Below are 20,715 nucleotides of genomic sequence, written 5' to 3' on the forward strand. Positions count from 1 at the left end.
GGTTAGTTTTGGTAGACGCGGTGTCCACCGATCCATGTTTCACTTACTTTAACATGTTGTAAGTCATCAGGCGAGACCGTGAAGATATCTTTATTCAAAATTACGAAATCGGCGTCCTTGCCGGCCGTCAGGGTTCCATTGTTAGTGAAGCCGCCGATCTTGGCAGCGTCACGGGTGTAACCCAGTACTGCTTGGGGAACCGTAATTGCCTCGTCAGCGTTTACCACGTCGCCGTTAGCGGCCTTCCGAGTAACGGCGGCATAGATGCTGTAGAAGGGACTGTCCGGCTCTGCCCACGGCGTACATGGCGCATCAGAGCTCAACCCAAGGAAGGCAGTGGAATCACGCATGGTCTTAACCCGGTAGGCCGTCTTAAATTGTTCGGGGGAGAGGTAGGTGCGGTAGGATTCATCCTCGGCAAAGTAGAAGATCGGCTGGGTGACCAGGGCGTAGTTCATTGGGCTCTCGTCGATTTCTTTGAACATTTCATCCGTCATCAGTGAAGCGTGTTCGATCCGCACTGATGGCATCTCCGTGAGCCACGGCTGGAGGTCTTTGGTGACGTCGATGACCCGCTGAATGGCGGCATTGCCCATCGCGTGGATGGCAATCTGGAGCTTGTTCTTTCTAGCGAATTCAACCTCCTGCTTGAGCTTGGCAACACTGGTCAGGCTGACTCCCATCTTGCCGGACGGGTAGGGTTCCTTGTTGAAGGCCGTCTCACCGGAGATGCTGCCGTCCATGAAGACTTTGATCCCGGCAACCCGGAGCTGCTGATCACCGTTTGGCAACAGGGGTGTAGCGGGATCAAGTTCGTCAAAGACGTAGTAGATCGAGGCCTTCGGGGCAAAACCCTTGGCAACGGAGTCCTGGTACAGCTTGAGGGTCGTGTAAGGCTTCATCCGGCCCATCATCTCCCCGATGGCAACCAGACCGTTTGCCAGGTAGTGGGCCGAGCTGTTGACCATGTTGGTCAGGTCGGTTTGATAGCTCTGGGCGGACTTAGCCCGGATCAGGAGCTGGGTCGCCGCAACTTCGCGCATAAACCCGGTCGGCCGCCCGTCAGCGAAGCGTTCGATCTTACCGCCAACCGGATCGGGGGTGTTATCGTCGATCCCGGCCAGCTCCAGGGCCTTGGAATTGCCGACAGAGGAATGGCAGTCAGACCGGTAGATGAAGATTGGCTGTTCGGTGGAGACGGCATCGAGGTCGTCTCTGTTCGGGCTGCGGTGTTCTGCCAGTTTGGTCTCGTCAAATCCCCAGCCCTCGATCCAGGTAGCTGGGCCCTGACCATAGCTCGGTGACTTGCGCAGGGCTTCCTGCATTTCGACAATGCTATTGACGTTTGGCGGCGTGCAGGCGGTGCCGTGGAGGGCGTCGGCAATGTACTTCGGGTGGGTGTGACAGTCGATCAGTCCCGGAAGGACAGTTTTGCCGGCCAGGTCGATCACGGTGTCGGTTGGTGTCAGGTCGTCGCCAACCTGCTTGACCTTACCGTCCTCAATGATCATTGAGTTGGCAAAGGTGTGTTCGTCGGTGCCGACAAAAATCTTACCGTTAACATAGGTAGTTAGCATAGTAGAACCCCATTTCTTAAATTAGTCTCTCAGTATTATCCTACCTGACTTTTAGACATTGTAAACCGCTTTCACCTGTTTAAATTAAAAAGTGAATGCCGTCATTACTATCAAGTAAACTGTTCGGCTTTTGATGTGAAATTCTTAAAATTTCGCGAAATTTAGTTAAAAATATGCTAAAGTAGAACAAGACTTATCTGAGAGGTTTGATGGAAAAGTGAAACACTATCGCTTTAGTCGGCTCAGCATGGGCTGGCAGATTATGATTGGGTTGGTACTGGGGATCATCTGCGGGGTGATCTTCTACCACAATAACGGGGCCATCGTCGTGATGCAGAGCCTCGGAACTATCTTTATTCGCCTGATCCAAATGATCGTGATGCCGATCGTGGTTTCCTGCCTGACGGTGGGGATTGCCAACATCGGTGATATCAAGAAACTGGGCCGGATCGGTGGGAAGACCCTGATCTACTTCGAGGTCTTAACAACGATTGCCTTGATACTTGGGATTACCATGGCGAATGTCACCCACCCGGGGACGTTTATCAATATTCACGATCTGCACGGGACGGATATCTCCAAGTACATGGCCACCGCAAAGACGGCTGAGCATAACAGTGGTTTCTGGCCGCTGGTCCTGTCGATTATCCCGACGAACATCTTCAAGTCGATGTCCGATGGGGACATGATGCCGGTGATCCTCTTCTCCGTACTCTTTGGTTTGGGAATCGCAGCGGTTGGTGAGAAGGCCAAGATCCTGATTGATGTCTTAAATGGGGTGGCCGAGGTAATGTTCAAGGTCACTAACTGGGTCATGAAGATTGCCCCAATCGGGGTCTTCGGACTGATTGGAATGACGATTGCCGAAATGGGACTTGGGGCCCTGCTGCCACTAGGCTACTTCATCCTGATTGCCTACGTGACGATGCTGATCTTCATTGTGGTTATTCTCGGGATCACGGCTCATATTTTCCACCTGCGCTACTGGAAGACCATGCACGTCATTTTAGACGAGATTGTTCTGGCCTTCACCACGGCCAGCTCTGAAGTTACCTTGCCGCGTCTGATGCGCAAGACCCACCAGATGGGGGTGAACAAGGGGATTGTCTCCTTCGTTATTCCGACGGGTTATACTTTTAACCTGGATGGCTCGGCGATCTACCAGTCACTGGCCGCCATCTTCCTGGCTCAGGCATACGGGTTACACCTGTCCCTGACCCACCAGATCACGCTGTTGATTGTTTTGATGATCACTAGTAAGGGGATGGCCGGGGTCCCTGGGGCTTCATTTGTGGTCCTGCTAGCCAGTGTCTCCACGATTGGGGTGCCGATGGCTGGACTGACCTTCATCGCCGGGATTGACCGCTTTGTCGACATGGGCCGGACCGCCGTTAACGTGGTTGGGAACTCAATCGCAACCCTGGTCATCGGTGAATCCGAGGGTGAGCTTGACCGCAAGCAATATAATGAGTACCTCGACAATTATGGGAAAAATAAATAGTTAAGCTGGGGAAAATACTAAAACGCTTCACATGGCTAAGGTTTTCCCGCATAAAATAAAGGGCTGAGAAAAAAATTGCTTTTCTCAGCCCTTTATCATTGCTTGCTTTATTTGTCTTTTTCATCCTCGTCGTGCGGTTCGGCGAGCTTTACGCCCCGGTGGTCAACGCTAGTGCTGAAGACGATTTGGGTGCTGGTCTTGCCGAAACGTTGCTGAATGGTGTTGATGAAGTCGTCAAGGTTGGTTGTCGATGGGAAGACGACCTCCATGATTTCGGAGTAGTCGCCAGTAACACAGTTGCACTCGATGACGTTGGGAATACTTTGGATGTAAGGGTAAAATTCCTGTTTTTGCCGAGGCTCTAACTGGACTTGGATGAAGGCCTTGACGTGAAAGCCGATTTTCTCCATGTTGATGCTGGAGTGATAGCCGGTGATGATTCCCGCTTTTTCCAGCTTCGTGATCCGGGCCGCGATTGCTGGTGAGGAAATGAAGCATTCCTTAGAAAGCTCCTTGAGCGAGGCCCGTGCATTGGTCTGTAGCAGGTTAACAATTTTCCGATCGATTTTATCCATAATAGCCTCGCTTCCTAAGATTATAAAACATTCATTTTTTAATCATTACTTAATATACTTTCAAATTGTAGGAGATTTTTTGTGAAAAGTCAATTTTCCAGCAGAAAAGAATGGCGACCGACCGATAATTGACAAATAGGCAAAAAATTGCCAGAACAGCAAAGCAATGTTACGTAGAAACCACAAATAATGTTACAATATATACAAAAGCTGTTTGAAGTGGAGGCTGAAAATATGGATCAAGAATACCAAAACATTTTAGTACCAGTTGATGGCTCAAAAGAATCAGAGCTGGCTTTGCACCGGGCAATCTTTGTTGCTAAGCGTAATGGCGCTCACATTGACATCTTAAACGTAATCGACACCCGGGCAATGGCATACAACTTTGCAGGGATGTCCGATGGAAGCATTGCTTACCAATTGGTTGATAAGTCTAAGGAATACCTGGATGGTCTGCTGAAGGACGCCAAGTCCAAGGATGGCTTTGACAACCTTGACATCCACATTCGTCTTGGTAACCCAAAGACCATCATCTCCTTTGACTTCCCACACGACCACCACAACGACATGATCATCATGGGTGCTAGTGGTCTTTCCCGGATGCAGCGTGCGGTAATGGGCTCCGTTACTTCTTATGTTAAGCGGAACGCACCGGTTGACGTATTAGTTGTCCGGACCGCTGTGGACCAAGTTAAGTAATTGATAAAATAAGTTCAGGTTGACTGGCAGCTTGTCGGTCAACCTTTTTTTATACGCAAAAAGCCACTCGCGAGTATTTCTCGCGAGTGGCTTAGTATTTAATCGGCTTGGCTATTCGTTAGCCTGGTCCTTCTTGGTAACCTTCAGGATGTTATCCATGCTGGTAACCTCAGCACCGGCCTGCTTCAGCATGTCAAAGTCGAACTCTTCGCTGTTCGTGACGGTGACAATGACGGTATCATCGAGACCAGCCTTCTTGATGGTTGGGTCCCAGAATTCCATCAACTCATCACCCTTTTCAACGTGCTGGCCCTTGTCGAAGTAGGTGACGAAGCCAGTACCGTGCAACTTAACCGTGTCGATCCCAATGTGGATCAAGAGGGCAACCCCGCTATCGGAGACCAACCCAACTGCGTGCTTGGTTGAGAAGGTAGCCCGAACGGTTCCGCTGAATGGTGCGAAGACCTTACCATCAGATGGCTTGATGGCAAAACCTTGACCCATGCTGCCGTTGGCAAAGGCTGGGTCCTTAACATTCTTCAGGTCAACGAGGGTCCCGGCAACTGGTGCAGGAATTTCAGTAACGCCTGGTTGTGGTTGCGTTGCTGGTTCTTCAGCATCAGCATCTTGGCCGCCCTTGTTGAATTGCTTACCCCAAGTTTGTTCCAGTTCAGCAACAATCTTGGCGTGAGAGGATTCATCCAGCTTAACCTTGAGGGCAAAGATGATGATCCCGACAACGATCAGGGCGATTGGAATTAAGAACATGTAGATCTTGAAGATGCTTACGCCGTGTGCAGTAATTGAAGCGGCAGTAGCACCACCGGTCATCCCGGCAGCAACGGTAGCGGCACCAACAACACCGTTGGCAACGGCACCACCGAACTTATCAAGCAGTGGACGAACTGACAGGGTCAATGATTCATCACGGTGACCCAGCTTCAATTGACCATATTCAACAGAGTCGGTAATCGTCATCAGAACAACCAGGAAGATGATTGGTTGTGGGATGAAGAACAGTTCGGCACCAAGTAATACGAGCGCCAGGGACTTGCCGGCGAAGGCAAAGATCAATGCACCGACAACTTCGATCGAAGCAGCACCGTAGAAGAGCTTGTGACGGCCGACCTTACCAGAGAAGAGTGGGAATGCGAAGACGGAAATCACACCGACAACCGTGTTCAGACCACCCAGGATGGAGAAGGCCTTGGAGTCACCTAAGATGTAGGTGAAGTAGTAAAGTTCAAAACTGTTCAGCAGGGTCTGACCAGTTGTGAAGAACAGGTAAGACATCGCAATGGCCAGCAGTTGGTCGTTCTTAACCAAGATCTTCAGGATATCCTTGAACTTAGTCTGTTCCTTGTTTTCACGAAGGAGTGACTTCTGTTCGTGGGTGAACATCCCAACACCGATCGCAGTGATGGCGGAGATGGCAGCAACAATGGCAGCAAAGGTGAACCAACCACGGTCATCACCAGTCCCACCATTTTGGTTGACGGAGAAGAACAGGACCATCGGCATGATGACAAAACCAATGATTTGACCACCAATGGTTGAACCAACCCGGGCAAAGGTAGCGATCTTGTCACGTTCGTGCGAATCGAATGACATCGCAGGAACCATGGACCAGAAACCAACATCATTAAAGGAGTAGAACACATCCATAATAATGTAAATAATAGCAAACAGAACTAAGTAGAGCATCGGGTTGCTCATGTTCAGACCACCCAGTGGCGTGAACAGTGCAGCAAGCAAGACGGCTGAAATAATACCACCGCCGACAACCCAAGGCTTGAATTTACCCCATTTGGTGTTGGTACGGTCAATTGCGTTCCCGATCATTGGGTCGATGATTAATTCACCAATCCGCAGAACAAGAATAATCAGTGTGACATAACCGACCATCTTATTGTCGAAGTGCTTATCACCGGAATCAAACAGGTGACCGGTGACGTACATCATAAAGTAAGTAGAAAGCAATGCAAAGAACGCATCATGACCAAAGGCCCCCAGCGAGTATGCCAGGCGCGAGCGGACAACATGCTGTTCTTTCTTTGAACTATCCATATTGACTCCCCTTTTCTGCAACAGCTTTGATATAACTTACAACTGTTATGTTAAGCGCTTTCAATAAAGATGTCAATGATTTTTAGTAAAGTTTTACGAAAGTTGCCGATTGCTAAGCGGAGATTCATATACAAATTTACCGAATGTGTCGGGTGAATTACGGGCTTAAGACGTGTGATCCGCGGCCCCAAGCGGTCAGGTAAAAGTACTGGGTAAATATTTATACAAAAAAACAGCCGACAAGCAATTGCTCATCGGCCGCAGTAGTTTAAATATTAGATTATTGTTCAGTGTACCAGCTGTAGTGGAAGTTGCCTGGACGGTCAACCCGCTCGTAAGTGTGAGCACCGAAGTAGTCCCGCTGTGCTTGCAGGAGATTGGCAGGAAGAACTTCTGCCCGGTAGGAGTCGTAGTAGCTGATCGCAGCACTAAGGGCTGGAACAGGGATCCCGGCCTTAACGGCAAGGGCAACCACGTCCCGGATGGCCTTTTGGTACTTCTTGGCAATGTCCTTGAAGTAGTCATCCAGCAGCAGGTTCTTCAGGTCAGGGTTCTTATCAAAGGCATCGGTGATGTTTTGCAAGAATTGAGCCCGAATGATGCAACCAGCCCGCCAAATTTGAGCTAATTCACCCATCTTGAGGTTCCAGTTGTAACGTTCGGAGTCGATCCGCATCTGTTCGAACCCTTGGGCGTAAGACATAACCTTGCCGAAGTAGAGGGCTTGACGAACCTTTTCAATCATTTCCTTCTTGTCGTCAATGCTGATGGATTCAGTGACTTCTGGTAGTACCTTGCTTGCGGCTACCCGTTCGTCCTTCATCATGGAGATGTAACGAGCGTAAACGGCTTCGGTGATGACTGATTGTGGGGCACCACCGTCAAGAGCAGTTTCAGAACTCCACTTACCAGTACCCTTGTTGGCACCACGGTCAAGGATCATGTCGACGATTGGCTTGTCCTTGTCGTCGCCCAGATCATCCTTGCGCGTCAGAATGTCAGCGGTGATGTCAACCAGGTAGCTGGACAGTTCACCCTTGTTCCATTCGGCAAAAGTCTTAGCGATGTCGTCAACCGGCATCTTCAGGACGTTGCGCATGATGTTGTAACTTTCGTCGATTAGCTCTTCGTCACCGTATTCGATCCCGTTGTGGACCATCTTGACGTAGTGACCGGCACCGTTAGGACCGATGTAGGCAACACATGGCTTGCCGTCTTCTTCGGCCTTGGCGGCGATCTGGGTCAGGATTGGGGCAACCAGGTCGTAGGCTTCCTTTTGGCCACCTGGCATCAGGGCAGGACCGTGAAGGGCACCCAATTCACCACCGGAAACCCCCATGCCGATGAAGTTGATTCCTGATTCGTCCAGCTTGGCATTCCGGGCCATCGTGTCGTGGAAGTTGGTGTTCCCACCATCGATCAGAACGTCACCCTTGTCAAGCAGAGGGAGTAATTCATTAATTACCGCATCAGTTGGCTTACCAGCCTTAACCATCATCAGGATCCGCCGTGGCTTTTCCAAGGAGTCTACAAAGTCTTCAATTGTGTAACTTGGCACGAGCTTCTTGTCGCTGTGATCCTTCATCATTTCATCAGTCCGGTTGCGGTGACGGTTGTAGATACCAACCGTGAAGCCCCGGCTTTCAATGTTAAGCGCCAGGTTCTTACCCATGACCGCTAAACCAACAACACCAATTTGTGCTTTTTGATCAGACATTAAAGTCACTCTCCTCATAAAACTTGTATTTCGTTTCACAATGTCCATTATAACAGATAAGTACTCGTCTGCAATCAATCCAATGGATAAATTAAAAAGACTTTAAAACTTAACGTTTTAAAGTCTTTTGGTTAATTATTAGTGGTTAAGCCGGTAAACCCACTTGCGGCCGTCACGAGCCAGCAGTTCATCAGATGCAGCTGGGCCCATTGAACCAGGCGTGTAGTTAGGGAATTGTGGCTTCTCGATGTCCCAGAGCTTCCGGATAACATCAACGAACTTCCAAGCATAGGCAATTTCAGCCCATGATGCGAAGTTGGTGTGGTTACCTTCCAGAGCATCGTGGAAAAGACGTTCGTATGGTTCTGGAGCTTCCTTCTTGTCAGAGTCGCTTTGCAGGTAGCTCAGGTTGACTGGTTGGGTAGTGAAGCCTTGACCAGCGCGCTTAGCGTTCAGTTGCATAGCAAAACCGGACTTTGGTTCAACAAAGATCGTCAAAACGTTGGAGTTCAGGGATTGGTCACTTTCGTTGCGTGGGTCAGCGAAGATGTCGATCAATGGCTTCTTGAAGACAACGTCAATTCGAGTGAACTTATCAGCTAACTTCTTACCAGTCCGAACGTAGAATGGCACGCCTGACCAGCGGTAGTTGTCAAACAAGAGCTTGGCAGCAACGAAAGTTTCAGTACCGGACTCTGGGTCAACCCCGTCAGCGTGACGGTAAGCTTCCGTGCCGTCGCCAGCGTCGTATTGACCACGGACAAAGTTAGCAGCTGCTTCAGATGGAGTGTAAACCCGCAAGCTCCGCAGTGCCTTGATCTTTTCAACCCGCACATCGGTGTCCGTGAAGGAAACTGGTTGTTCCATTGCTAATTGGGCAACGATTTGCATGATGTGGTTTTGAACCATGTCACGGAGGGCACCAGAATTGTCGTAGTAACCGGCACGTTCTTCGACACCCAGCTTTTCACTCAGCGTTACTTGGATGTTATCGATGTAACGGTTGTTCCAGAGAGATTCGATGATCGTGTTACCAAAGCGCAGTGCTTGGATGTTTTGAACCATTTCCTTACCCAGGTAGTGGTCGATCCGGAAGATTTGATCTTCGTCGAAGGTCTTGGAAAGTTCGTCGTTCAGCTTCTTGGCAGAGTCGAAGTCACGACCGAATGGCTTTTCGATAACCAGCCGGTTGAAACCATCGTCAGACAGCAGACCTTGCTTCTTCAGGTTCAATGCAATGGTGCCGAAGAATTGTGGAGCCATTGACATGTAGAAGAGCCGGTTGCCATCTGTGCCGAATTGCTTGTCTAATTCAGCAATCCGATCCTTTAAGATGGTGTAGTGTTCAGGCTTCGTAACGTCGTGAGCCTTGTAGAAGAAATGCTTGGAGAAGTCGGCAGCTTCACCATCGCGAGTTTCTTCGATATCCTTGATTGAGTTTTGAACCAACTTTTGGAATTCTTCGTCGCTCATTTCGTGACGAGAAGTACCAAGAAGGGCAAAGTGGTCAGCCAAGTAGCCCTTTTGATAGAGCTTGAAGAGGGCGGTGTACAACTTACGCTTAGCCAGGTCACCAGTTGCCCCGAATAATGTAATGACAGCTTTATTTTCTGTAGCCAAAAAAGTTCACTCCTTCTGAGATTTCAGAAATTCTATAACGCCCCAATTATATACTTTTCGTGGCTTTTCTGCACTAAAAAAGGAACCGTTTTCGTGATAATAATAATTTGATCGTAAATGGAATACCGGGATTAAAGGGCGTCATAGTGGCCATTTGTCAAGCGGTTATCATTTAATGGTCTAGATCAAAATTTTTTGGAATTTTATGTAGCCTGTTGTATATATGGAAAAGGTGCTGGAGAAAGAGAAGCTTCCCAGCACCTTAATCTTTATACAATAATCAATCGCGGAAAGCGCTTGAGCGTTTTTCAGCTTATTGAGGGTTAAATATATTGTTTCCGCTCAGCCAAGACACCACAGACGGTGAAGAAGATGGCCGCGATGGCAATCACGATCAGGCTGGCGAACCAGTTATGAGTTTGCGCGTTGAGGTTGCCGACGATGATCGGTCCCAATGCGGAGATCAGGTACCCGACGGACTGAACCATCCCGGACAGGTTTCGGGTATCGGCTGCATTCTTGGTCTTAAGGCCAAACAGGGTCATTGCCAAAACGAAGGTGGTGGTGGTTCCCATCCCCAAGAGGAGGGCGACCACGCAGTAGTAGGCAAATGAGCCGATCGGGAAGAACATCATAATTGTTCCCGCCAATGATGAGATACCGGCAAAGAGCATGATTGGCTGCCGGTTGTGCATCTTGGTGGCAATGACTGGTACCAAGAAGGCAAATGGGATAGAGAAGAGCTGGAGCAGGCCGGCAATCAGGCTGGCCTGATCACTGGAAAGGCCAGCGTCCATAGCGATGGATGGCAACCAAGCCACGATGCTGTAAAAGACGAAGCACTGACCACCGAAGAAGAGGAGGAGCCACCAGGCGTTCATGTTCTTCCACATATTGGTTCCCTTGGCCGGCTCTTCCTCATTTGTGGTGGCCCGCTCGTTGTACTTGAGGTTTGGCAACCAGACGATAGCCGTGATCAGAGCGATGGCACTGATAATCGTAACGGCAGTCTGCCAGCTGCTCTGGTGGGTGATCGGCGTAATGGCGTACGCACCGATGGCTGCAAACAGGGTCATGGCGGTGTTGTACATCCCCGTAACGCTCCCGATCTTGTCAGGGTACTTGTCAGCGATGATTGCTGGCAGGAGTACGTTGATACAAGTAATCGCGATCCCGACCATGATGGTTCCGATAATCAGGGATGTAAAGTTGAGGATCCGGAGATAGGAACCGATAAACATGATCACCATGGCGACTTCAAGGGTTAATTCATTACCAAAGCGCTGGGCGGTACTGGACACCACTGCCGACAGCAGGCCGAAGCACAGCAGGGGAATTGTCGTCAAGATTCCCAGACTGGTCGGGGCGACCCCAAAGGTATGGGCGATCTCCTTGATGACTGACGGGATAGCCGTGATCGGCATACGCATGCAGACACCGAGCAAGAGAAGCCCGAGAATGAGCAGCGGACTGTGTTTTTTTACTGCTTTCACGAGATGTTCATTCCTTTCGTTTTGAGTGTAAGTAAAACATTAAACTAAGTAAGCCATACCATTATAGCATAAAGCATTTCCAGCTACGGTTAAATAACAATGAGAGCATAATAAACCATTTAGTGAAAATTTGACGTGGACCCAATTGAACCATATAATCAACGGTGAACATGGATCCGGAGGAAAACTATGACGGCAAAAATATACCCGTACTTAACATTCAAAAATGCCAAGGAAGCTATGGACTACTATGTCCAGGCTTTCGGGGCGGAAATCACGTACCACCAGTCGTTTAATGAAGAGCAGGCGGAAAACCTCGGTATGGCCACGGATGACGAGAGCCTTCAGAAAACGACGCTGCGGGGTGAATTTACCATTGCCGGGCAGAAAATTATCTGTGCGGATGTAACAATGGGTACCCCCCAATCCTCGGCATTGGTTTCAATTATGCTGAACTTCGATGATGCTGCTCAGGCGCGTCAGCTCTTTGATCGTCTGGCTGGGTCGGATGACCAGCGGGTGACGGTACCGTTTGGCAACTGGATGTTTGACAGTAAGATGGGCCAGGTTGTTGATAAGTACGGGATCACCTGGTTAATCACGGCCGCCGCTAATTCACCACAGAAATAGTAAGAGAGCAAAACAGGAGTCGGTTACGATTCATCTCTTGCCATGTAGCTAGTTACGGGGGAATTCCCGTGAGCACAAATAGGCCTCAGGCGTTCGGGCTTTCCGAATGCTTGAGGCCTATTTGTGTGCTGTAAATTTGGAGAATGTCTAAAGGGCTTATGGCACTGCCCTAAAAATTAGGCGTCAACCTTGCTCCATTGGTCGCGAAGAACATCGTAAATATGCTCGGCGTCGCGGGAGGTGCCGCGAAGCTCGTAGTCTGCCAAGAAGGGGGCATGGAACAATCTGGAATATTTGCGGGCGGTCAGACAATACTGTTCATTGAAGTTCTTGTTGCCGCTGCCGACCACGCCGATACAGTACTTGGCATTGCCGTTAGACGCGATGTATTCGCCGAGGGAGTTTGTCATGATTTCGGTAAAACCGGAGTCAATGCCATTACCGCCGGTTAAGTAGGTGGGCACAAAAGCGAAGAAGGGGGCCTGTTCAGCTTCCGGAACTGTTTGATCGCTGATTTCTTTTGCGTTAATAAGCGGGTTGACCTCGTTGAAGGTGTGTTGCTGTTCAGCGTAAGCGCTGAGCCGCTTGATGAAGGCACGCGTGTTTCCCTCGATTGAGGTGTAGATGATGTTAATTGGGGCCATTGGCAATACTTCTTTCTAAATTCTAAGGGTCAAATCTTGGTTAATTATACTACATTTATGTCGCTGACAATTTGTCAGTAGTATTACGTTTGCCATAATAGCTTGGCCAAAACTGTTTTGCAAAGATGTTCCCGCTAGCTGATATAAAATGCTAAAATTAAGGATAAGCTGTGAGAATAAGGGGGAGCGGGAAAGTTGAGTAGAATTAGCTTAAGTAACCTGACGTTTGCGGCTAAATCCGGGGACCAGCTTGAAGATGTTTCAATGGAGCTAACCTCTCCGCAAATGATCGCAATTTGTAGTAATGATGATGGAGCTGCCGCGTCACTTGAGCAGTTGATCACTGGTGCGGGGAAAGTTTTGGACGGGTCAGTGACCGTCAACGGGCAGGATTTGAAGAAGCTCCGCCGCCATCATGACGACGTTGTTGCCAATTTGGCGGAGGTTGAGCTGCGCGGCCGGACCGTTGAACGAGCAATTCAAAAGGCCTGCCGCCACCAGGATGGTGCCTTGAACATGGACGCGATTCTGGCGATGCTCCAGCCGCTGAATATCCAACCAGAAACCAAGCTTGCTAGTCTTAACGATAATCAACAGCAGGAGTTGAAACTGATCATCCTGTTGGCGCTGCGACGGTCAATCGTCGTTTTAGGCCATGGCCTCGACAAACTGACGGAGCAGGCGCGGCTGACGATGGGACAGCTGCTTAAGGACTACACCCGAAAGACGGACTCGCTGGTCTTCTTTACCAGTGAGAATGTTTCGACTATGATGCGCTTTGCCGATGTGATCTACTACTTCAACGGCAGCCGTTTGACCTCTGTGCGGGCTCTGCGCCTGGGGGATGGGGTTGATTGCACGGTCACCGTGACTGGAACGGGCCTGCCGGTAGAGATGGCGGTCCGGATGGGAGCCCACATGCTGGAGGAAGCACCTAATGAGACGCGGTTCCTCTACACTGGAAATATTCAAGCCCTCCTGCCGCTACTGGAACAGAGCACGATCACTGACGTGCGGATTGAGGATGCCTCAGTTGAAGACGAACTGATGGCCTACTAGAAAGGAAAGATAATGGCACGAATTGTGGTAATCAGCCGCCGCCACGACCGCTTGACCCGGCTGATCATGGAAAATTCATACGCGGCCATAGCGGCAAACAACTTTGACGTTGAACTGGAGGCCGGCGATGTCCTATGCTGGCTTCCCCAGGCCAATGACCCGGTCGACGATGAAGTCCAACAATTAGCCGCCCTAGTCGATCGCTCCCTTTTTCCCCCGCAGAAAATTGTGATGCTCTCGATTGCCGGAACGGCTGACGATGCGGCTGAGGATCAGCTGAAGCAATGGTATGGCAAGCATGCGATGCAGGATGTGTGGGCCCACCAATACGCAATCAAGATGATTGATGAATTGGAGTTGCCGTATGTCGTGGTACGGGCCTTGCCATTAGGCAAAAACACTGGCCAAATCCAGGTGGTGGACGAGGGCCAGCCGCTGTCAGGCAAAAGCATTAGTGAGGAGCAATTGGCCACGGTCCTGGAGACGGCCCTGAAGACGGGAAAGTTTGATAACCATTCAATTGGCGTCATGCCAAGCAAGTGAAATGAGGTAACAGTATGAGAGAAGTAACAGATTACCAACACTGGCGAGAAACCGTTCAGCATGTTCACCTACCGCGCTGGAAAGAGCTGCCCACCCTGGGACTGTATGTGGATCAGGTGGTGACGGTGGTCAATGAACAGCTGGCCAGCTTTGATGTCGAGCCGCTGACCAAGGCGATGGTTAACAACTACGTCAAGAAGAAGGTCATCCAGGCGCCGATCAAGAAGAAGTACGCCGTTAACCAGCTGGTCGACCTGCTCTTGATTGGCTTCTTCAAGGTCAGTTTCAACATCGACGACATCCGGGCTGGCATCGCCCAGCTGACGATCAGTACGTATCCTCAACAGGCTTATGATCACTTTGCCACGGTTTTGGAAGCAATCCTGACTGATCAACCGGTCGATGATGATGTTGAGATTGACCCTGCCAACCAAGAATTGATGGAAGCAGCCATCCGGGCCGTGTTAGCCCACCTCAAGGCTGAACACATCTTTGCGGACATGCGGCAAAAGCAGGCGCCGCTGAAGGTTGAAAAAGGGTAGTCGGATCAAAATTATGCAAAGCAGTGAGCTAAAAAAGCATCGGCACAAATGTCGATGCTTTTTCTAATGGTTCGCCTGTTGCTTGAACGGTAATGCTCCGTCCCGTTGGCTAATGATCGCTGGCCATTATTGAGCAGCCTTACGGTGTTGCACGTCTTCGGCCACCAGCTTGTAGATGGCGGCGAACATTGGCACAGTGAGCATCATCCCCAGGATCCCGGAGATTCCTCCGCCGACGATCACGGCGGCGAATACCCAGACGCTGGGCAGGCCGATACTTTTGCCGACCACCAGGGGGTAAGTAATCCGGTTGTCAAACTGTTGAAGAACGATGATGAAGATCAAGAAGATCAAGGCCTTGAATGGCGACACGGCAAAGATCAAGACAACCCCAATGCTAGCTCCCAGGATGGCCCCAACGATTGGGATCAGGGCGCCAAAGAAGGTGACGACCCCAATCATGGAGGCGTAGGGAATCCCGAGGAGCTTCATCCCAATAAAGCAGGCGACTCCGAGGATGGCAGCGTCCTTGCACTGGCCGACGATGTAGTTGCTGTAACTCTCGTCGAAGGTCTTGATGACGTGCATGACTGGGTATTTGATCTTGCTGAAGTAGGTGTCCATCACCTTATTGAACTGCCGGGCCAGCATCTCCTTATAGATCAGGAGGTAGATCGAGAAGAAGAAGGCGATTACGGCGGTTGTCGCGGTTGAAACGATCGAGCTGGCAGTAGACATGACGGTCTTCATGGTCCCGCCGACCCCGTAGCCGATGTACTTGCCGACCTTGTTCCATTCAATGCGCTGGGGATCGAAGTTCTTCCAGAAGTCCTTGAAACTGCTATTTTCCTGGATAGAATCAATCAGGTGGTTGATGACCCGGCTGTGGTTGGCGATCAGGAGCTTGACACAACTGACGATTTCGGGAATCACCAAGCGGATGACCAGGGCCACGATGATGATGATCGATAGGTACGAGAGGACAATGCTGATCGCCCGTTTGAACCGGCGTGCTCGTGGGTTGGGAAACAGCCGCAGGTAAAGGTGCTCGTATTGGCGAAGAAGAAGATTGACGATATAGGCAACCACACAGCCGATCAAGAGGGGCATGGATGCGCCCAGGATGGTTTTTAAGAATTGAGCGACAGTCTCCCAATAGGTGACTGCTAGGAAGAGGAGAAAGAGGGCGAGGACAAGCGAGAGGTGGCGGCGATGAATATGAACTTTCACACTAGTCCTCCTTTAATTGCTGATAGATTTTTGTTAGGTAACGGTGACTGGCCAACTGTTCGGTACAGATATTTTGATCCTTCAGATTGATTTCGTAGATACTGGTGGCACTTGGGTTGAGCAGGGGCAATACCTTTGCCCAGTCGATTTTCCCGGTCCCCAGTTGGAGACTATCGTGGGTCTGACCCAGTGAGTCAACCAGGTGGTAGTGGACAACATCGGGTGCCAGATGTGCCAGCGAATGCTGGAGTCCGGCATTGTCGCCGTGGAGTTCGATGAAGCAGTGAGAGGTGTCAAACGCCAGCCGGTAATGGTGGGCCAGGATCTCGTCTTCCTGGTCCGGGTGACCGTAGGCGAAGACCGGGGCAATCGAATTTTCAAACATGATCTGGCTGCCGCCCTCATCCGCGAAACGGTCGAGCCGATCGTATACCGCTTGGCGGGCGTCCTCAACACTCGGGTAGAGGTCGACCATGTGCTGGACTTCTTCCCCGGAGTAGCCCCCATGGACTAGGACCTGAACATTGAGGTCGTGGCCCAGGCGGATCAGTTGCTCGGTGGTGGTTTCGATGAACCGGTAGAGGTCCGGGTAGTACTTTTCCGGGGCGACGACTTCAGAGTGATAGTTCTTAAACTTCATCGGGTGGTGGAGAACAATCTGGGAGATTCCCCGTGATTGTACGTACTGTACGGCGTCGTAGAGTCGCTTGTAACCATCGCCAGTGAAGTCACTCGCTGCCGTGTAGAATTCATAAACTGTCGGCTGATACTGGAGGCGGTCATCAATCTGCGTGCGATCGCTACTGCCCTTGAGACCGAGAATTGGTTGATACATTATTGCAGCACACTCCTTCGTTCAAAATTACTTACCTCAATAATAGCAGATTTTCGTGTGGTAAGATTATATTTGAAATGAGAGGAAGTGAAAAAGGTGCCGGATAATTGGCCGCGTCAGCCGTTAATCTTAACATCACAGCTCCCGTTGGCATGGGGAGCCAGCTATTGGTGCCTTGCAAGCATGTTGAGGGGATGCCTGATCCCGGTTGCAACTCCACACAGTGACCAGGTGGAGTTAGCGCTGATGCTGGCCCTGGGCTGGCTGGTGGCCGGGGCATACAACCAGCTGTTGATTTATCGGTATGTTCCCGGACTTGACGCTGGGGCCAACCGGCTTGCGGCGATCGGCAACGCCCTGACGTTGATCTGTATGATTGTGCTGACCTGGGGGAAACCGGCCGTGGTCCTCTTCCCACGCCGATTTTCGCCGCTGGTAATCTTGCTGTTGATCCTTGCCCTGGCCCTAGCCGGACTGGGTAACTACTTTGTCGCCCAGCTTTGGCAAGCAACGAACCGCCTGCCGCTATGGCTTGGCCCGGGCACCCTGGCAGCCATGACCATCGCTGTTCCTTTGGCTTTCAACGGTAATAATCGTTGGAGCTGGCTATTGGCCCTGGTCATAGTAGTAGGAATCCAGCTGACTTACTTCAGGCAGCTTCCCAGGTTATTGGCCATGGTGGCGGCTAGCCGCAGTGCCCTCTACAACATGCTGGTGGGGGCCGAGCTGGCGGCTCTTTTTTCCAGCCTGCTCCTGGGGATAATCAGCTGCTACCAGCGATTTGCACAGGGCATCCTTAGCCGGTTGAGCATTTGCTGGGGAAGTGCTGGTATCTTCTTGGGGATCGGTGCCATGGTGCTGGCAGCCTGCCAACGCTACCACAACGACTTTCGTTACGGTCACGCGATCGGGTATGAAAACTGGCTTGTCGCCGTGGGGGCTTTGGGCTGGGTTGGAATCCTGGTGGGGCTGATCCTGACCCTGTGAATTCAATTTAAAAATAAAAAGTTGCGGTCGGAATCCAAGTTAGATTTCGACCGCAGCTTTTTTAAGCGTTGGTTATTAAGTATTACAGATTCTTATCCATGATGAAGGTCAGCTTGGAAAGTTCTAGCCCATGCATGATCAGTTGGGCCATCAAAGCCTTGGTCCGCTTGGCCATCTCGGCGACCATCTTGTGGGATTCGGCGCTCAGAAATTCGCTGGCTTGCTTGTCATCCATCCCCTCAACTTGCGGCGCGGTCTGGTTGACCCACCGGTAGAGGTATTCCCGTGCATCCTTCAGGTAGTCCAGGTCTTCCTTGGCAAACTCGGCGTGGTGGGATTCCACGATCATCGACAGGGCCCGGTACATCCAGTAGGCGCTCTTCAGGTTCATGTCGAGCTTCATCGGGGTCTCACGGTATGAAACGTCGATATCATCCGCGTTGCCGAAGAACGGCACGTATGGGGTGAAGGTTGGCACACCGAAGCTCATCCACAGGATCGTGGAGGCCGCCTCTGGGAGATCGGGGCGAACTTGGAGGACGTGGGAGTTCTGGGTCCGGTTAAGGGAGATCGGCCGGAAGAGGTGCTTTTCTTCTTCGGTGCCGTGACCCAGCGGATCGTAAGGGGTGCCCTGGTAGTGACTGCTGAGAACCTTCTCGACGTCTTCTAGGGCAATCTTGTGGTTAGTCCGCATGATGAATGGCAGGTCGAAGTCTAGCGGATCCTGGTCCACACCTGGGTTGAGTAGCTTGTGGCCGAACCATTGCCGAGGCGTGTTGTAGTGCTGGTCGAAGACATCGGCCGTCCCAAAGATGTGGCGGAAGTCCCAGCCGTGCTTGTCGGGATTAAGGTGGTTAGTCTCGACGAACTCCCGGATCCCTTCTGACCACATGAAGTTGTCCGTGTCGTCAAAGTCGACCTGCTGGATAGCGATCCGGTTACCAGTGACGGCGTAGGCATCGTCAGGAATGCGTTCGGCAACCCAGTGGTGACCGGTGACGATTTCCATGTACCAGATGTCGTTCTTGTCGGAGAAGATGACCCCGTTACCTTCGGCGGAACCGTATTTCTTGACCAGTTCCCCGAGGTAGCGAACCCCGTCCTTGGCACTGTCGATGAACGGCAGGGTGGCAGCGACGATCAAGTCTTCGTTGATTCCACTTTCCGTGTTCAGCGGGTCACAGGCGAGGACTCGTTCGTTAGCGTAGACACTCTCCGTGGCACTCATACCGACGTTCTTTTCGTTAAAACCACTTTCGTCGAAGACCCCTTCGTGAACGTAGTCGATGTTTGGGGTTCCCTGGTAGCGGTAGCCATCGGCGGGACGGTCAACCACGCACTTGTTCAGGTAAGCTTTCACCTGGTTGGGGTGGTTGTGATATGCCGGGTAGGCCACCAGCTTCATTGGGTTGAGGGGACCGAAAGTATCATCGTTTCGAGCGGCCATTGTGGAGCCGTCGATGGTTGCGTCCTTACCAACTAACACCGTCGTGCAGGCGGACAGGTTTTTCTTCATTTCGTCAGAACCTTTCTAAAAAAATTAAGTTACAAGTCATATTTTAAACGTCTATTAATTGGCGGTCAATCCAATTACTTTTGCTCAAGGTCAGCGAATTTGGCATGGACCAGGTTTGCCAGATCCTCGGCATTGACCCGCACTGAACGCCCGATCTTACCGGAAGAGACGTAGATGTCACCCTGCTCCTTGGCGGCGTTGTCAATGAAGATCGGGTAGTGATGCTTTTCATAGATGCCGACGGGGGTATTGGCACCGTGGACATAGCCGGTCGTCTTCAACAGGTTCTTTAAGGGCACCATGTCGACCTTCTTATTGCCGGAAACCTTGGCCAGCTTCTTCTCGTCGAGGTGGGCATCAATCGGGACCACACCGACCAGGGGACCGGTGGTCGGCCCGGACAGGACGAGGGTCTTGTAGATGTTGTGTTCATCGATGCCAGTGTGGTCAACGGTCATCGTCCGCACGTCGCCGTCTTGGTGCGTAGGGAACTCTTTTTGCTCGTAAGCGATGTGATTCTTGTCCAAGATCTGTTCGACCTGGGTCTTCTTCAACTTGCTTTTCTTATTTTTCTTGCTCATTTTGACACTGTGTCCTTTCTTTTCTTTTTCTGGAACGGACCAATTTTTATCGATAAGGTACCAATTTTGACAGGTTCTGTTATACTGGAAAGTGAAGTTAATCGTTAAAACTAGTTTATATGGTCCGAGGAGTTAATTACATGGCAGATTTAGTATATCGCTCCGTGATGCGTGATATAAAACAAAAAATCTTGAAAAATCAGTATCCGGGGATGCGGCTCCCGGATGAGCGCACCCTCAGTGAAGACTACGGGGTTAGCCGGAGTTCGATCAAGCGTGCACTGGGTGTCCTCGCTCAACAGGGGATTATTTTCAAGAAGCGCGGATCGGGAACTTTCATTAACCCGCTGTACCTGAAGAACCGATCACTCTTCCACTATGAGGGCAGCAACCTGGGGGTCACGGATAGTTTCCAGCTCGACGGAAAAAAACAAAGCATCAAGCTGCTTGACTATCAAGTGGTGCCGGCCGATCCCGATATCCAAGAGGAACTCTTCCTTAATGATAATGATTTTGTCTACCAAATCAAACGGTTGCGCCTGATTGATGAGCAACCATTCATGATCGAGACGGGCTTTATCCCGATCAAGATTATTCCCACCCTTTCACCTGCCATCGTTGATAATTCAATCTTCAACTACTTGGAGGATAGCAAGGGCAAGCGGGTTACCAAGTCGTTCATGACCATCAGCGTGGCGCCATCGGACGAAAACGACCAGCGCCTGCTGGGGCTCAAAGACACAGAACCGGTCGGCCTGATGGGCGGGGTCTTCTTCCTCGACGATGGGACGCCGTTTGAGGTTTCCAACATGCGGATCCACTATCGCTATATGAAGTACAGCACCTTCGTCAACCTGGATCAGGAACGGTAATAATAAAATGAGACGCCTTCAACAGCC

Annotated in this window: 19 protein-coding genes; 8 read left to right on the forward strand and 11 right to left on the reverse strand. The window is 50.8% G+C overall.

Features of this window, described 5'->3' with window-relative positions; all coding sequences use genetic code 11:
- Positions 1-2: 2 nt before the first annotated feature.
- Entirely contained in the window at positions 3-1,577 is a 1,575-nt protein-coding gene (locus ACI31J_RS04420) for an amidohydrolase (protein WP_439773226.1), read from the reverse strand.
- Positions 1,578-1,794: 217 nt separating this feature from the next.
- On the opposite strand from ACI31J_RS04420, the gene ACI31J_RS04425 reads away from it, so the two are divergent.
- Positions 1,795-3,078: a dicarboxylate/amino acid:cation symporter gene (locus ACI31J_RS04425; protein WP_439773227.1), complete on the forward strand. Its 1,284-nt coding sequence runs from the start codon at positions 1,795-1,797 to the stop codon at positions 3,076-3,078.
- A gap of 107 nt (positions 3,079-3,185) precedes the next feature.
- Here the strand turns inward: ACI31J_RS04425 and ACI31J_RS04430 are convergent, their stop codons facing one another.
- On the reverse strand, positions 3,186-3,653 hold the full coding sequence (locus ACI31J_RS04430; protein WP_439773228.1) for an Lrp/AsnC family transcriptional regulator: 468 nt from the start codon (positions 3,651-3,653) through the stop codon (positions 3,186-3,188).
- 234 nt (positions 3,654-3,887) lie between these two features.
- Between ACI31J_RS04430 and ACI31J_RS04435 the strand changes: the two genes are divergently transcribed.
- A complete protein-coding gene (locus ACI31J_RS04435) occupies positions 3,888-4,352 on the forward strand; it encodes a universal stress protein (RefSeq protein ID WP_283595062.1) in 465 nt (154 codons plus the stop codon).
- A gap of 111 nt (positions 4,353-4,463) precedes the next feature.
- Here the strand turns inward: ACI31J_RS04435 and ACI31J_RS04440 are convergent, their stop codons facing one another.
- The 4 genes from ACI31J_RS04440 to ACI31J_RS04455 all read right to left on the reverse strand — a co-directional run bounded on the left by ACI31J_RS04440 (position 4,464) and on the right by ACI31J_RS04455 (position 11,249).
- Positions 4,464-6,419, reverse strand: coding sequence for a glycoside-pentoside-hexuronide (GPH):cation symporter (locus tag ACI31J_RS04440; RefSeq protein ID WP_439773229.1), 1,956 nt, complete (start codon positions 6,417-6,419; stop codon positions 4,464-4,466).
- 280 nt (positions 6,420-6,699) lie between these two features.
- Positions 6,700-8,136: an NADP-dependent phosphogluconate dehydrogenase gene (gene gndA / locus ACI31J_RS04445; RefSeq protein ID WP_439773230.1), complete on the reverse strand. Its 1,437-nt coding sequence runs from the start codon at positions 8,134-8,136 to the stop codon at positions 6,700-6,702.
- Positions 8,137-8,274: 138 nt separating this feature from the next.
- A complete protein-coding gene (gene zwf, locus ACI31J_RS04450) occupies positions 8,275-9,756 on the reverse strand; it encodes a glucose-6-phosphate dehydrogenase (protein WP_439773231.1) in 1,482 nt (493 codons plus the stop codon).
- Positions 9,757-10,079: 323 nt separating this feature from the next.
- Positions 10,080-11,249, reverse strand: a complete 1,170-nt coding sequence (locus ACI31J_RS04455) for a CynX/NimT family MFS transporter (protein WP_439773232.1) — start codon at positions 11,247-11,249, stop codon at positions 10,080-10,082.
- Between the two features lie 189 nt (positions 11,250-11,438).
- Between ACI31J_RS04455 and ACI31J_RS04460 the strand changes: the two genes are divergently transcribed.
- On the forward strand, positions 11,439-11,879 hold the full coding sequence (locus ACI31J_RS04460; RefSeq protein ID WP_439773233.1) for a VOC family protein: 441 nt from the start codon (positions 11,439-11,441) through the stop codon (positions 11,877-11,879).
- A gap of 176 nt (positions 11,880-12,055) precedes the next feature.
- Here ACI31J_RS04460 and nrdI read toward each other — a convergent pair whose 3' ends face one another.
- A complete protein-coding gene (gene nrdI, locus ACI31J_RS04465) occupies positions 12,056-12,523 on the reverse strand; it encodes a class Ib ribonucleoside-diphosphate reductase assembly flavoprotein NrdI (protein WP_439773234.1) in 468 nt (155 codons plus the stop codon).
- 195 nt (positions 12,524-12,718) lie between these two features.
- On the opposite strand from nrdI, the gene ACI31J_RS04470 reads away from it, so the two are divergent.
- From ACI31J_RS04470 to ACI31J_RS04480, 3 genes are read left to right on the forward strand one after another with little or no spacing between them, the layout of a single operon-like run.
- Positions 12,719-13,582 carry a multidrug ABC transporter ATPase gene (locus tag ACI31J_RS04470; RefSeq protein WP_439773235.1) on the forward strand — a complete coding sequence of 288 codons (864 nt, stop codon included), beginning with the start codon at positions 12,719-12,721 and terminating at the stop codon, positions 13,580-13,582.
- Positions 13,583-13,594: 12 nt separating this feature from the next.
- Complete coding sequence (locus tag ACI31J_RS04475; RefSeq protein ID WP_439773236.1) at positions 13,595-14,125, forward strand: NAD(P)H-binding protein; 531 nt, start codon at positions 13,595-13,597, stop codon at positions 14,123-14,125.
- Positions 14,126-14,139: 14 nt separating this feature from the next.
- A complete protein-coding gene (locus ACI31J_RS04480; RefSeq protein ID WP_439773237.1) occupies positions 14,140-14,667 on the forward strand; it encodes a DUF1836 domain-containing protein in 528 nt (175 codons plus the stop codon).
- 126 nt (positions 14,668-14,793) lie between these two features.
- Here ACI31J_RS04480 and ACI31J_RS04485 read toward each other — a convergent pair whose 3' ends face one another.
- Both ACI31J_RS04485 and ACI31J_RS04490 read right to left on the reverse strand, forming a co-directional pair.
- Positions 14,794-15,897, reverse strand: coding sequence for an AI-2E family transporter (locus ACI31J_RS04485; RefSeq protein ID WP_439773238.1), 1,104 nt, complete (start codon positions 15,895-15,897; stop codon positions 14,794-14,796).
- Position 15,898: 1 nt separating this feature from the next.
- Positions 15,899-16,732 (reverse strand): TIM barrel protein, encoded by an 834-nt coding sequence (locus ACI31J_RS04490; RefSeq protein WP_439773239.1) that lies wholly within the window; start codon positions 16,730-16,732, stop codon positions 15,899-15,901.
- A gap of 96 nt (positions 16,733-16,828) precedes the next feature.
- Between ACI31J_RS04490 and ACI31J_RS04495 the strand changes: the two genes are divergently transcribed.
- Positions 16,829-17,719 carry a hypothetical protein gene (locus tag ACI31J_RS04495; RefSeq protein WP_439773240.1) on the forward strand — a complete coding sequence of 297 codons (891 nt, stop codon included), beginning with the start codon at positions 16,829-16,831 and terminating at the stop codon, positions 17,717-17,719.
- Between the two features lie 82 nt (positions 17,720-17,801).
- Here ACI31J_RS04495 and ACI31J_RS04500 read toward each other — a convergent pair whose 3' ends face one another.
- Both ACI31J_RS04500 and ybaK read right to left on the reverse strand, forming a co-directional pair.
- Positions 17,802-19,235 (reverse strand): C69 family dipeptidase, encoded by a 1,434-nt coding sequence (locus tag ACI31J_RS04500; RefSeq protein ID WP_439773241.1) that lies wholly within the window; start codon positions 19,233-19,235, stop codon positions 17,802-17,804.
- A 74-nt stretch (positions 19,236-19,309) separates the two neighbouring features.
- Positions 19,310-19,816 carry a Cys-tRNA(Pro) deacylase gene (ybaK, locus tag ACI31J_RS04505; RefSeq protein ID WP_439773242.1) on the reverse strand — a complete coding sequence of 169 codons (507 nt, stop codon included), beginning with the start codon at positions 19,814-19,816 and terminating at the stop codon, positions 19,310-19,312.
- Between the two features lie 140 nt (positions 19,817-19,956).
- On the opposite strand from ybaK, the gene ACI31J_RS04510 reads away from it, so the two are divergent.
- Complete coding sequence (locus tag ACI31J_RS04510) at positions 19,957-20,688, forward strand: GntR family transcriptional regulator (protein ID WP_439773243.1); 732 nt, start codon at positions 19,957-19,959, stop codon at positions 20,686-20,688.
- Positions 20,689-20,715: the final 27 nt, after the last annotated feature.

The organism is Limosilactobacillus sp. (genome assembly GCF_051873075.1).
Taxonomy (GTDB): domain Bacteria; phylum Bacillota; class Bacilli; order Lactobacillales; family Lactobacillaceae; genus Limosilactobacillus.